Annotated in this window: 12 protein-coding genes and 2 pseudogenes; 5 read left to right on the top strand and 9 right to left on the bottom strand. The window is 64.7% G+C overall.

The features are described 5' to 3' along the window. Positions 1 to 8 precede the first annotated feature (8 nt). The 4 genes from ACQ86E_RS22820 to fabI form a co-directional block, all read right to left on the bottom strand. Positions 9 to 1,202: an adenylate/guanylate cyclase domain-containing protein gene (locus ACQ86E_RS22820; protein WP_431201907.1), complete on the bottom strand. Its 1,194-nt coding sequence runs from the start codon at positions 1,200 to 1,202 to the stop codon at positions 9 to 11. 52 nt (positions 1,203 to 1,254) lie between these two features. Then, the gene (aroC, locus tag ACQ86E_RS22815; protein WP_431201906.1) at positions 1,255 to 2,340 is read right to left on the bottom strand and encodes a chorismate synthase; all 1,086 of its coding nucleotides are present in this window, start codon (positions 2,338 to 2,340) and stop codon (positions 1,255 to 1,257) included. Positions 2,341 to 2,528: 188 nt separating this feature from the next. Beyond that, positions 2,529 to 3,128 (bottom strand): histidine phosphatase family protein, encoded by a 600-nt coding sequence (locus ACQ86E_RS22810; RefSeq protein ID WP_431201905.1) that lies wholly within the window; start codon positions 3,126 to 3,128, stop codon positions 2,529 to 2,531. Positions 3,129 to 3,141: 13 nt separating this feature from the next. Then, positions 3,142 to 3,969, bottom strand: coding sequence for an enoyl-ACP reductase FabI (fabI, locus tag ACQ86E_RS22805; protein WP_431201904.1), 828 nt, complete (start codon positions 3,967 to 3,969; stop codon positions 3,142 to 3,144). Between the two features lie 171 nt (positions 3,970 to 4,140). On the opposite strand from fabI, the gene ACQ86E_RS22800 reads away from it, so the two are divergent. Beyond that, on the top strand, positions 4,141 to 4,629 hold the full coding sequence (locus ACQ86E_RS22800) for a sigma-70 family RNA polymerase sigma factor (protein WP_015687803.1): 489 nt from the start codon (positions 4,141 to 4,143) through the stop codon (positions 4,627 to 4,629). A gap of 106 nt (positions 4,630 to 4,735) precedes the next feature. Beyond that, the gene (locus tag ACQ86E_RS22795; protein ID WP_431201903.1) at positions 4,736 to 5,509 is read left to right on the top strand and encodes an anti-sigma factor family protein; all 774 of its coding nucleotides are present in this window, start codon (positions 4,736 to 4,738) and stop codon (positions 5,507 to 5,509) included. 359 nt (positions 5,510 to 5,868) lie between these two features. Here ACQ86E_RS22795 and ACQ86E_RS22790 read toward each other — a convergent pair whose 3' ends face one another. Continuing rightward, positions 5,869 to 6,834, bottom strand: coding sequence for a DnaJ C-terminal domain-containing protein (locus ACQ86E_RS22790; protein WP_431201902.1), 966 nt, complete (start codon positions 6,832 to 6,834; stop codon positions 5,869 to 5,871). Between the two features lie 165 nt (positions 6,835 to 6,999). Next, positions 7,000 to 7,407 (bottom strand): RT0821/Lpp0805 family surface protein, encoded by a 408-nt coding sequence (locus tag ACQ86E_RS22785; protein WP_431201901.1) that lies wholly within the window; start codon positions 7,405 to 7,407, stop codon positions 7,000 to 7,002. A 113-nt stretch (positions 7,408 to 7,520) separates the two neighbouring features. Here ACQ86E_RS22785 and pdxH point away from each other — a divergent pair. Together pdxH and ACQ86E_RS22775 are read left to right on the top strand one after the other, a co-directional pair. After that, positions 7,521 to 8,161 (top strand): annotated as a pseudogene (gene pdxH / locus ACQ86E_RS22780) (pyridoxamine 5'-phosphate oxidase). A 38-nt stretch (positions 8,162 to 8,199) separates the two neighbouring features. Continuing rightward, positions 8,200 to 8,952, top strand: a complete 753-nt coding sequence (locus tag ACQ86E_RS22775) for an SDR family NAD(P)-dependent oxidoreductase (RefSeq protein WP_431201900.1) — start codon at positions 8,200 to 8,202, stop codon at positions 8,950 to 8,952. A gap of 147 nt (positions 8,953 to 9,099) precedes the next feature. On the opposite strand, the gene ACQ86E_RS22770 is transcribed toward ACQ86E_RS22775, so the two are convergent. Together ACQ86E_RS22770 and ACQ86E_RS22765 are read right to left on the bottom strand one after the other, a co-directional pair. Further along, complete coding sequence (locus ACQ86E_RS22770; RefSeq protein ID WP_431201899.1) at positions 9,100 to 9,333, bottom strand: hypothetical protein; 234 nt, start codon at positions 9,331 to 9,333, stop codon at positions 9,100 to 9,102. Positions 9,334 to 9,540: 207 nt separating this feature from the next. Further along, positions 9,541 to 10,518, bottom strand: coding sequence for a magnesium transporter CorA family protein (locus ACQ86E_RS22765; protein WP_431201898.1), 978 nt, complete (start codon positions 10,516 to 10,518; stop codon positions 9,541 to 9,543). Between the two features lie 316 nt (positions 10,519 to 10,834). Between ACQ86E_RS22765 and ACQ86E_RS22760 the strand changes: the two genes are divergently transcribed. Next, complete coding sequence (locus ACQ86E_RS22760; protein ID WP_431201897.1) at positions 10,835 to 11,521, top strand: L,D-transpeptidase; 687 nt, start codon at positions 10,835 to 10,837, stop codon at positions 11,519 to 11,521. Positions 11,522 to 11,567: 46 nt separating this feature from the next. On the opposite strand, the pseudogene ACQ86E_RS22755 reads toward ACQ86E_RS22760, so the two are convergent. After that, positions 11,568 to 12,631 (bottom strand): annotated as a pseudogene (locus tag ACQ86E_RS22755) (extensin family protein); the annotation flags it as partial. Positions 12,632 to 12,652 lie beyond the last annotated feature (21 nt).

Raw genomic sequence — 12,652 nt, 5'->3', positions numbered from 1 at the left:
AGCATGCGCTAGGCCATCACCACCGGCGTCTCCTCCGCCAGCCCGTACACGCGCTGCGCCCTGGAAAACCCTGCGATCGGAAACTCGCCGAGCTCGCGCCAATCGTGGCGGCAGGCGTTCGCAAAGACTTCCGAGACGACGACGGTGCGGCCGAGCCTGCCTGCGATCTTCTCCAGCCGTGCCGCCAGATTGACGGCGGGACCGATGCAGGTGAAGTCGAGCCGGTTGCCGCCGCCGATGTTGCCGTAGAGGATGTTGCCGACGTGCAGCGCGACGCCGAAGCGAAAGCGCTCGACGACGTCGCCGATCGGAAAAGCGAGCGCCTCGACGCTCGCGCGGCACTCACGAGCCGCTTCCAGCACACGCACGCAGACATGCGCGGCATCGCCGACATATTCATCGATCGGAAACACCGCGAGCAGGCCGTCGCCCATGAATTTCAGCACCTCGCCGCCATGCCCCCGGATCGCGGCGACCTGGCAGTCGAAATACTGGTTGAGGATTTCGACCACGGTCTCGGCCGGCAGCCGGTCCGACAGCGCGGTGAAGCCGCGCAGATCGGAGAGCCAGATCGCGGCCTGCATGGTGTCGTTGTGGCCGCGGCGGATCTGGCCGCCGAGGATGCGCGCACCCGCACGGTTGCCGACATAGGTGTCAAGCAGCATCTCCGCCGTGCGGCGCAGCGAGATGATCTCGATGATGCGCGCCAGAGGTTCGATGATCACCCGCAGCGCGGCGACGTGGTCTGGACTGAAGCCACCGGGCTGCCGCGTGCTTACGCTCATTGCATGATCGGTGCCGTCGAGAAAGCCGAGCGGCAGCGCCAGATAGTCGGTCGCGCCTTCACTCCTGAGATCGAGCAGAAGGGGAAAGCGCTCGGCCTCGGGACCATTCGGATCGCCCCTCACCTCAACGGCGTCGCGGAACAGGATGTTCAGGGGGCTCGCCTGGAATTCGGGCGAGTTCTGGATGTCGAAATCGACCGAGCCTATTTGAATTTTGGTGGCGCCCCGCGTCCAGATGAAATTGCGACCGAAGACTTCCGGGTGCAGTGTTCGGATGAAAACGCCGACACGCCAGAGCGGCAGGCCGGCTGCGACCATGCGCTCGCAGCACTCGATCATCCAGGAGTCGGGATCATCCAAGGGATGACGGGCGGAGATCAGCCAGTCGACGACATTCTGATAGGCAACGGTGGTCATCGAGACATCGTGCCGGATTGCCGGCAGTCCCGCCAGCGTCAAGATGCAGCGGTCAGCCGACCTGACCGCGGTGGCGCAGGAAATGGTCCGCCAGCACGCAGGCCATCATGGCCTCACCGACGGGGACGGCGCGGATACCGACGCAGGGATCATGGCGGCCCTTGGTCAGGATTTCGGTGTCGGCGCCGTTGCGATCGACAGTCAGGCGCGGCTGCAGGATCGACGAGGTCGGCTTCACCGCGAAGCGCACCACGATCGGCTGCCCCGTAGAGATGCCGCCCAGCACGCCGCCCGCGTGATTGGACAAGAAGCGCGTGCCGTCATTCCCGGTGCGCATCTCGTCGGCGTTCTCCTCGCCGGTCAATTCGGCCGCGCCGAAGCCGGCACCGATCTCGACGCCCTTCACCGCGTTGATGGTCATCATTGCGCCCGCCAGATCGGAATCGAGTTTTGCGTAGATCGGGGCGCCGAGGCCGGCCGGCACGCCTTCGGCGACGATCTCCAGCACCGCGCCGATCGATGAGCCGCTCTTGCGGATGCCGTCGAGATAAGTCTCGAAGAACGCGGCCTTGTCCCCGTCCGGGCAGAAGAACGGATTTCTCGCGATCTCGTCCCAGTCCCATTTGGCACGGTCGATCTTGTGCGGCCCCATCTGAACCAGCGCGCCGCGCACCTTGACGTCGGGCAGCACTTTTCGCGCGATCGCGCCGGCGGCAACGCGCGTCGCGGTCTCGCGCGCCGAGGAGCGGCCGCCGCCGCGATAGTCGCGCAGGCCGTACTTGGCTTCGTAGGTGAAGTCGGCGTGGCCCGGGCGAAACTTGTCCTTGATCTCCGAATAGTCCTTGGAGCGCTGGTCGGTGTTCTCGATCAGGAGTCCGATCGGCGTGCCTGTCGTGACCTGCACGCCGGTCTCCGGATGCGCCATCACGCCGGAGAGGATTTTAACCTGGTCCGGCTCCTGGCGCTGGGTGGTGAAGCGCGACTGGCCGGGACGGCGGCGATCGAGGTCCTGCTGGATGTCCGCCTCGGTGAGCGGGATCATCGGCGGACAGCCGTCGACCACGCAGCCGATCGCCACCCCGTGGCTCTCGCCGAAGGTGGTGACGCGGAACATGTGGCCGAAGGTGTTGAAGGACATCGCTGCTCGCTGGCTAGTAAGTCAGTGCTGACTTAGCTCGCCCCGAAATATGCGTCAAATATGCCCCCAGTCGTCATGGCCGGGCTTGTCCCGGCCATCCACGTTCTGGGCCGCCGCGAGCGAGTAAGTGCGTGGATGCCCGGGACAAGCCCGGGCATGACGGCCGAGGATGGGGCAACACGCCGGGCTTAACTAAACTTCTCCAGCCGGCCGTCGCGGAATACGTAGACGGCCCCCTGCTCGATATAGAGTTCGGCGGCGCTGGCGGGGGTCTCGATACCCAGCGACACCATCAGGGCCCGGCAGGTGCCGCCATGGGCAACCGCGACGGTGTCGGTCCGGAGCTGATCGTACCAGTCGCGCACGCGGACCTGTACGTCGGCGTAAGTCTCTGCACCCGCGGGTCCCACCGTCCATTTGTCGACAAGGCGCCTTGCATAGACATCAGGATCTTTCGCCTCGCTTTCGGCCAGCGTCAGCCCTTCCCAGGCGCCGTAACCGATCTCGCGCAGCCGATCGTCGAGCGCATAGTCCACCACCGGCAACTCAAGCTTCCCGCGCACGAGTTCCATGGTCTGGCGCGCGCGACCAAGCGGGCTCGACACGTAGGGCAGCGCCGCCCTGTCGCGGCCGTCGCGCTTGAAGAGATCGGCGAGAACGCCGCCGGCCTGCATGGCCTGATCACGACCGCGCGCGTTGAGCGGAATATCCTTGGTGCCCTGAAGCCTCCCGAGCGCATTCCACTCGGTCTCGCCGTGGCGAAGGTAATAGATTGTGGGCACGGGCATTCCGGAATCGAAGCTAGTCTTTTCCACCGAACGAGATGTCCGGCGCGTCCGGACGCTTCATGCCGAGCACGTGATAGCCGGAATCGACGTGGTGCACCTCGCCGGTGACGCCGCGCGACAGATCGGAGAGGAGATACAGCGCGCTGCCGCCGACGTCCTCGGTCGACACGTTGCGCCGCAGCGGCGCGTTGTACTCGTTCCACTTCAGGATATAACGGAAGTCGCCGATGCCGGATGCGGCCAGCGTCTTGATCGGACCTGCCGAAATCGCGTTGACGCGGATGTTCTTCTCGCCGAGATCGGCGGCGAGATAGCGCACGCTGGCCTCCAGCGCCGCCTTCGCCACGCCCATCACGTTGTAATGCGGCATCCACTTCTCGGCGCCGTAATAGGACAGCGTGATGAGCGAGCCGCCGTCGGTCATCAGCTTCTCGGCGCGCTGCGTCACCGCCGTGAACGAGTAGCAGGAGATCAGCATCGACTTGGAAAAATTCTCCGGCGTGGTGTCGACGTAGCGGCCGTCGAGCTGCTCGCCATAGGCGATCGCGTGCACCAGGAAGTCGATCTTGCCCCACTTCTCCTGCAGCACCGCGAACGCGGCGTCGATGGTCGCGGCGTCCGTGACGTCGCAATGGCCGAGCAGGAGCCCGCCGATCTCGGCGGCGAGCGGCTCGACGCGCTTCTTCAGCGCATCGCCCTGATAGGTGAAGGCGAGTTCGGCACCGGCCGCGTGGCATGCCTTGGCGATGCCCCAGGCGATCGAACGGTTGTTGGCGAGGCCGAGGATCACCCCGCGCTTGCCCTGCATCAGTCCTTGCATCAGACCTGAATCCTGCGCCATTTCCGAACGTCCCGTCGAGCTTTCGTTGAGGTCTGGAGGTACACCAGCCCTTCCCTGCGGTACAGTCCTAATACGCGGCGTTAACGCTGTTTCGAGCGACGGAATAGCCGTTCCGTTCGGGTGTTATGATGATTGTGGCGCTTGCGCCGAACGGCAGGACATCAAGACGGCATGAGCGCATTTCGCCAGAGTGTGGAAGCCATGATCCCGGCGTTGCGCCGTTACGCACGCGCGCTGACGCGCGATGCGGATGCGGCCGACGATCTGGTGCAGGATACGCTGGTGCGGGCGCTGCGTTCAGAGCGCCTGTTCCTCGGAGGTGACGTCAGGAGCTGGCTCTACACGATCCTGACCAACCTCAACAAGAACCGGCGGCGCTCGCTGGCAAGGCGCCCGCAATTCACGCAACTGACGGAGAACAACCCGGATGCCAGCGGGACCGAAGCCGAGGGGCGCGACATCGAAAGGGCACTGGCAACGCTGGTCGAGGAGCAGCGCTCGGTGCTGCTGCTGGTGATGCTGGAAGGCATGAGCTACCGCGAGGTCGCCGACATCCAGGGCGTGCCGATCGGCACCGTGATGTCCCGCCTGGCCCGCGCCCGTGCCCACGTCAAGGCCTCGCTGGAGGGCGAGCGCCCCGCGCTCAGGCGGGTGAAATGATGGCAGGATTGATGCATCGCGCGACCCGCGTTCCTTGCACGGAAAGAGAAGCAGTGCAGTTGAACCGCGTCAGATTTTTGGGGCCGCAGAGCCAGAGACGATCGATATGAACGACCACAGGATTTCAGTGACCGAGGACGAGCTGCACGCCCATGTCGACGGCGAGCTGCCGGCTGAGCGCCGCGCCGACGTCGAGGCCTGGCTTGACGCGCACCCTGACGATGCCGAGCGCGTGCAGTCCTGGCGCGCCATGGCCGAGATGCTGCACGCCCGCTACGATTCCGTCGCCCAGGAGCCGGTGCCGGCCCGGCTGGAGCTTGAACGGCTGGAACGTCGTCCCCGGCAGTGGCTCTATGGCGCCGCCGCGGCTGTGCTGGTTGCCTTCGTCGCCGGCGGCTCGGCAGGCTGGGTGGCGCATGGCGCCGCCAATGCGCCCTCGACCTTCCAGAGCTTGACGGCGGACGCGCTCGATGCCCACCGCCTCTATGTCGTCGAGGTTCGCCACCCCGTCGAGGTCGGCGGCAACGAGCGGGACCACCTGCAGGCCTGGCTGACCCGGCGCTGCGGCTGGACCGTGTTCGCGCCGAACTTGGAAGCGAGCGGGCTGAAGCTCGTCGGCGGCCGACTCTTGCCGGGACCGAACGGTCCGGCGTCGTTCCTGATGTATGAGGGCGCCTCGGGCGAGCGCTACACGATCTACACCTCCAAGACCGAGAATGGTGCGACGCAGATGCGCTACGCCAAAACGGACAAGGACGGAGCGCTGTTCTGGGCCGAGCGCGGCGTCGGCTACGTCGTCAGCGGAGGCGGTACCGACCGCGATCGGCTGACGAAGGTGGCGCAGGCCGTGTACGACCAGGCCGAGAAAAGCGGCGGCTAGACAACCGCGCAAGCGCGGTGCCTCGATTCCGTCATTGAAAATCTGGAATCAAAACATCGGCCCGTCTCATTATCGCACCGAGTGTTCACGCGATTATGAGCGGCGTTCGATCCGCCGATCGACGCGGGCGGCCTCGATTGGGGTTTTTGGTACCGCGCTGGTCCCCCTCTCGAGGCCGCACCTTATTATCGGCCGCCCCGCCGGACAGCCGACACGTCGAGCACATGAAGCGCTACCACGCTTCTGGCATATGATGAGCATCATCTCCTCGACGATGCCTAGGCCTTTAGGAGAAACCCCTTCAGTTCGATCGCACCCTAAAGCGCGAGCTAACGTGGCCCTTCGGGCCCGGATCGTAATTAGCCCAGCCCGCTACGTGGATTGTAAGGGTGATGGTCCCGCCACTTCTCCATCAATGCCTCAAGCTCGGCGTCGTTCCCGTCCGGTAGCATAATCCTGATGGTGACGAAGAGGTCCCCGGTTCCCCCGGCTTTCGGCAAGCCCTTGCCCTTGAGGCGGAAGGTCCGGCCGCTGGAGGTGTTTTTCGGGACCGAAAGCTCGACGGCATTGCCGAGAGTGGGCACGCGGACCTTGCCGCCGAGCACCGCCTCATAGAGCGTGACCGGCAGATCGATCCTGAGGTCGGCGCCGTCGATCTTGAAGAACGCGTGCGGCGCGACGTTGATGGTGATCAGGAGATCGCCCGGCGGATGGCCCTGGGCGCTCTCGCCCTGACCGCGCAGGCGGATCTGCTGGCCCTCGGTGACGCCGGCCGGAATCTTGACGTTCAATTCCTTGCCGTTCGGCAGCCGGACGCGCTTTTCCCCACCCTTGACCGACTCTTCCAGCGAGACCGACATGGCGACGTTGACGTCGAGATCAAGCCCGATCCCGCCTGTGTCGAATTCGAACTGGGCACCGCCGCCAGCTCCGGGCCGCGCGCCGCGAACCCCGCCGCCGAACATGCTGTTGAGAATATCCTCGAACCCGCCCGCGCCCTGACCGGGGCCTGCGCCGCCGCCGCGGAACGAATACTCGAATCCGCCAGGACCCGCGCGTCCGCGCGGCCCGCCGCCACCGCCCGGAAAACCCTGGAAGCGCGGCTTGCCCTCGGCGTCGATCTCGCCGCGGTCGAACTGCTTGCGCTTGTCCTCGTCGCCGAGGATCTCGTTCGCCGAGTTGATCTCGGAGAAGCGCTCGGCGGCCTTCGGGTCGTCCTTGTTGCTGTCGGGATGATGCTTCTTGGCAAGCTTGCGATAGGCGCTCTTGATCGCGGCAGCGCTAGCGCTCCGCTGCACCCCCAAGACCTCATAGGGGTCGCGCATCCGTCACGTCTCCTCTTGGAATATCGATATGTTCAAAGGGCTCCCCGCCCACCTGAGCCTCATGTGGGGGCGAGTGGCATTTTTGCAACTAGTCGGGCGAAGCGATCCGTACAGATTCGAGCACGATCTTATCGGAAAACCGGTTCCCACAGCTCCGGATCATGCTCAGCTCCGCCATGGCTTTAGCGTATGAATCTCCCAACGGCCACGGCTGCTTTGGCAGCCGGCGCCCTGGAGCCAGCTCTCGGTGCTGCCGTTGACGTAGCTGGCCAGAAAATCGCGGCACTTGCGCCCATCTTCGGCGGCATAGGATTGCGCGATCGGCGTCACCGAGCCCCGCGCCCCGGTTTCCGGATTTTCCCAGTGCTGGCTCGAATCCCTGTCGCCCTTGCTGAGGACGTCGGAGGCCGCGTTGCGGGCGAAGGCAAGATCGGTCTCGGTCGGCGGGGCGTCCTTTGCCGGCCGCGCGATCGAACCCGTGAGGTCGCTGTCGTCGGCCTTGGCATAGGCACTGGTGTCATTGCGGGAAAAGCTGCAGCCGCCGGAGCCGAGCCCGATCAAAATCATCGTCATGACAAAGCTGGACGGCCGGATCGCCGATAGGCCAACGCATCCCCATGCCCTATATAGGGCGGCAGCGGACAACAACGCGTTTTGGGCCGCGGGACGCAACTCGGACTCCAGACATGACCGACACGACCTCGATGAAACACCAGACACCCTTAACATCCGGTGATTTTACCGCCGCCGACGAACCATTTGCGCTGTTCGACGCTTGGCTGAACGAGGCCATCAAGAGCGAACCGAACGATCCGAACGCCATGGCGCTCGCAACCGTCGATCCCGACGGGCTGCCCGATGTGCGCATGGTGCTGATGAAAGGCTTCGATACCGAGGGTTTCGTCTTCTACAGCCACATCGCGAGCCAGAAGGGCCGCGAACTCGCCGCAAATCCTAAGGCGGCTTTACTTTTCACTGGAAGTCGCTGCGTCGTCAGGTCCGCATCCGCGGCAACGTGACACCGGTGACCGACGCCGAGGCCGACGCCTATTTCGCCAGCCGCCCCAAGCAGGCGCAGATCGGCGCCTGGGCCAGCAAGCAGTCGCAGGAGTTGGAGAGCCGCTTCGCCTTCGAGCAGGCCATCGCGAAAGTCGCTGCAAGGCATGTCATCGGCGAAGTACCGCGGCCGCCGGGCTGGAGCGGCTGGCGCATCACCCCCTCGCGGATCGAGTTCTGGCACGACCGCCCGTTCCGCCTGCACGACCGCATCGAATTTCGCCGTGACGCGGCCGGCCAACCGTGGTCCAAGACGCGGATGTACCCGTGAGCCTTACCTCGAGCTTTGGGCCGACCTGAAAGATGTCCATGTCGAATTCGTCGAATGCGCCGCGCCGCACGTTGCTCCTGACCGGAGCGAGCCGCGGTATCGGCCACGCCACCGTGATCCGCTTCTCGTCGGCGGGTTGGCGTGTCATCACCTGCTCGCGGCATCCGTTCCCGGAGGACTGTCCGTGGGATGCCGGCCCCGAGGATCACATCCAGGTCGACCTCGGCAATCCCCAGGACACGACGCGCGCGATCTCCGACATCCGCGACCGCCTCGAAGGCGGCATGCTGCATGCGCTGGTCAACAACGCCGCGATCTCGCCGAAGGGCCCGGGCGGCTCGCGCCTCGGCTCGGTTGACACCGACCTCGACACCTGGACGCACGTGTTCCACGTCAACTTCTTCGCGCCGATCATGATCGCGCGCGGCCTGATCGAGGAGTTGAAGGCGGCCAAGGGCTCGGTCGTGAACGTCACCTCGATCGCGGGCTCGCGCGTGCATCCGTTTGCGGGCGCGGCCTACGCCACCTCGAAAGCCGCGCTGGCCTCCCTGACGCGCGAGATGGCCTCCGATTTCGGCCGCGTCGGCGTTCGCGTCAACGCGATCGCGCCGGGCGAGATCGACACCTCGATCCTGTCGCCCGGCACCGACAAGATCGTCGAGCAGCAGATCCCGCTGCACCGCCTCGGCACACCCGACGAGGTCGCCAAGATCATCTACGTGCTGTGCACGGACACCAGCTCCTACGTCAACGGCGCCGAGATCCACATCAACGGCGGCCAGCACGTGTAGGTGCTGACGTCATTACGAGCGCAAGCGCAAAATTGCTTTGCAATTCTGTCACGGTCTCCTCGCAATGACTGAATTCGATGTTTCTGGGGAAGCAAGGCGATCCAGACAAAGCCGCCGCAAGACCTGGATCGCCCTTACCTTCCGTTCTCAATCGGCGCGAAACCGACGCGGCTGATCGCGCAGTCTTTGAGCTGCGGCATTGGGAGCTGCGGCATTGATTGCTGTCGAGCAGTCGTCGTCGTTCTCGCCGTCGAGCAGCGGAGCACCACAGTGCCGGCACATCCGCGCCGACATCGACGCCGCCTTGCCGCTCGCCAGGACCTGACGATAGTTCGCCAGATCGATGACGTTGCGGAGCGACGTTATGTGTTTCTCAACCATGGCTGTTCCTCGCGGCTAACCCACTGCTTATCGCAGACAAGCTTCGCGTAAACGTTCAGCCCACCGCTCAAATTTTACCGGAGGAATTGGGGCGGCGGGCACGCATCACCGCGCCGCCGCAATCCCGCTCTATTCTGCGACACCAAACACCGTGTCTCTGTGAACGCCGTAAGGTCTCGGTCACTATTTCCCGAGAGCGCGATGAGATCACAGCCACTTCTTCCACTTGAAGATCCAGTACGGGACGATCGCCGCGATCAACATCAGCACCAGCGCGTACGGATAGCCGTGGGCCCATTCGAGCTCGGGCATCGCCCTGAAGTTCATGCCGTAGATCGAGGCGATCAGCGTCGGCGGCATCAGGACAACGGCCATGACCGAAAACAGCTTGATGATGTTGTTCTGCTCGAGATTGACGACGCCCAGCATGGCGTCGAGCACGAAGGTGATCTTGCTGGAGAGATAGGAGGCGTGGTCGGTCAGCGAGGAGACGTCGCGCTGCATGGTCTTGAGCTGCTCGCGCATGTCCTTCGACCACTTCACCCCCTCCACGACCGCCGACAGGAAGGCCACGACGCGGCCGATCGAAACCAGGCTCTCGCGCACCTTCGAGGTCAGGTCGCCCTTGCGGCCGATCGCGGCCAGGATCTGCGCGTACAACTTGGCGTGGCCGTGGCGATCCTGCTCCGGCTCGAAGATGTCGTGCGAGACCTGGTCGATCTCGGCGCCGCATTTCTCCAGAATGTCGGCGCAGCGGTCGATCACCGCGTCCAGCAGCTCCATCAGCACCATCTCGCCGGTGATCGCCGGCGTGCAGGCGCGGGCGAGCTTGGCCTCGACCAGGGCGAACGGTTTAGGCTGATCGTAGCGCACCGTGACCAGTCGGTGGTCGCCGAGAATGAAGGTGACCGGCGTGGTCCGGGGCATGTCGGTATCGGAGTGGCACATCAGCGTCGCCGTCATGTAGCGCGCGCCGTTCTCGATATAGAGACGGCTGGAGATCTCGATCTCCTGCATGTCCTCCCGGGTCGGGATCGCGATGCCCGAGAGCCGCTCCACCGCCTTGTCCTCGGCCGCAGTCGGGTTGAACAGGTCGATCCACACCGCGTGCTCCGGCATCGCCGCGAGATCATCGATGACGGCCTTCTTGAGGGAGGTGTCGGAGGGAACGAACACAGAAAACATGCACAACTCCAGCAGGGGCCCGCGACCGGACGACAGCCCTTAGCGCGATTCTGACAAGTTCATGATGACAAGCACATTAACGGAGCGTTGGCATTTGTGGCCGCACCGTGGCACGAAATCGACAGTCCGCTCGAAAACCGGCCCAAGGCCGCGAAACTTGCGGCATAAAAGCCACAGCTGGGACCTCGCAGCGCGGGAAAAGGTCCGAGACGCTGGAATTGTGGCAGATTTCAACGATAATAGGGACCAACGGAGTCGTGGCTTGGGCTTGGCTCAAGCTCCGCGAAAGCTTGTTATTGTCGATTGGAACCAAATCATGTCGTCGCTGAAAGTTATGCTGGGTGTTTTGGCCGCTGGCCTGATGCTGTCGGGCTGCATGCAGGCCACGCGTTACGAAGCGACCGACACCAAGGCGTTCAAGCCGAAGGACAAGGAACTCCTCGCCAAGGTCAGGTACGAGAATACTGCGGTCGCAGAGCCGTTCCGCCGCGCCATTGTCGACTACCACCGCAAGGAATCGCCGGGCTCGATCGTGGTCGATTCCGACAACCACTACCTCTATTACGTTCTGGATGGCGGCAAGGCGATCCGCTACGGCATCACCGTCGGCGAAGAGGCCATGGCCTGGTCGGGTATCGCCAAGGTGGGCAGCAAGACCGAGTGGCCGGCCTGGCACCCCACCCCCGGCGAAATTTCGCGCCTGGGCGTACCGACCTATGTCGCCCCCGGCCCGGACAATCCGATGGGCTCCCGCGCGATGTATCTCTACTCCGGCGGCAAGGACACGCTGTTCCGTATCCACGGCACCAACCAGCCGGAATATATCGGAGCCTCGATCTCGTCGGGCTGCATCCGCCTGACCAACGAGGACGCGATCGATCTCTATGACCGCGTCAAGGTCGGCACCCTCGTCGTGGTGCTCGAGCCGAAGCATGGCGACTCGCCCTACAATTCGCGCCTTGCGCTCGGCAGCAGCCAAACTGGCCAAGCGGGCAGCTTCTGATCGCTCCCTGATACCTGACATTCAAAGCGCCGGTTTCACCGGCGCTTTTTGTGGCGGGCTTGCCTTTGCCGCCCGCAGCCGCCGGCTCGTCGGCGGGCGCAGCGGGCTTCGGAAGTGCCTGATCGTCGGACTCCTCCGTCGCCTGCGGCTTGGCCGCGACCACGCGCGGGGAGCTTCTTCCGGCCGTTCCGCCGGCAGCAGCGGAGCGACCTGCGGCAGGGGATCCCAGACGTTCCACTGGCAGATCCGGTAGTCGTTGCGCCGCTGCGCGAGGTCGAGGTGGATATGGTCCTCGTGGTACCAGTCCGAGCCCGGCCCGAGCACGGTGGAAAAGCGCGCGCAAACCGAATGCAGCACACGTTCGCGGATGTCGCGGGACATCGCGCGGTCGGTGAGGCCGATCGACTGTCCATTGGCAAGCTTGATGGCACGGACGTCGAGCGCGTTGGCCTTGCCGTGCTCGGACAGCCGCGCACCGGCGACGCGGTTGCGGCCGCGGCACTCGAAGCTATCGAAATTGTCGAGATCGCTGATCGCCGAGCCGAGGCTGCCGGCCAGCGGCACCATGTCCTTGCGGATCCAGTCGGCGATCGCTGAAGCCATGGTGCAGCGGAGGATCGCCGCGGGCTTGACCGCCACCGTGCGCCTGTCCGGCAGCACGATGGCCTCCAGCCGCACCAGATCCTCGCCGCCGCAGGCGCCGGGGCCGCGGATATCCGGAATGGACGGGGCCACCGCGATCTCCTCGGTCAGCGCGAGGCGGCAGGCCGAAGCCTGCTTCTCGGGCGGCGGCGCGGCCTCCGCGGGCTTGCTGGCGTTGGACTTGTCGGGGGCAGGTGTCCCTTCGGCCTCCGGAGCAGGCTCGTCCGATGCCTTGGGGGCCTCTGCAGGACGGGGTTTCGGTAGCGGGATCCTGGAGGAATGAATCGTCGGGCGCGGTCGTGGTGTACCAAGGCCGAAGATATCCAGCGGCGCAGCATATTTCCGCGCCTCTGCCCGCTCCGGCAGCACGATCGACAGCCCGATCGCAGCGGTAACCATTGCCGCGCCGGCGGACATATAGCCGCGACAAGACCATTTGCGGCGAAAGTCCAGCAGGCTAAAACCCATGACAATTCTTTGGCCCAGCGC

The sequence above is a fragment of the Bradyrhizobium betae genome (genome assembly GCF_050632175.1).
Taxonomy (GTDB): Bacteria; Pseudomonadota; Alphaproteobacteria; order Rhizobiales; family Xanthobacteraceae; genus Bradyrhizobium; species Bradyrhizobium betae_B.
This window is presented reverse-complemented; position numbering and strand designations above follow the sequence as displayed.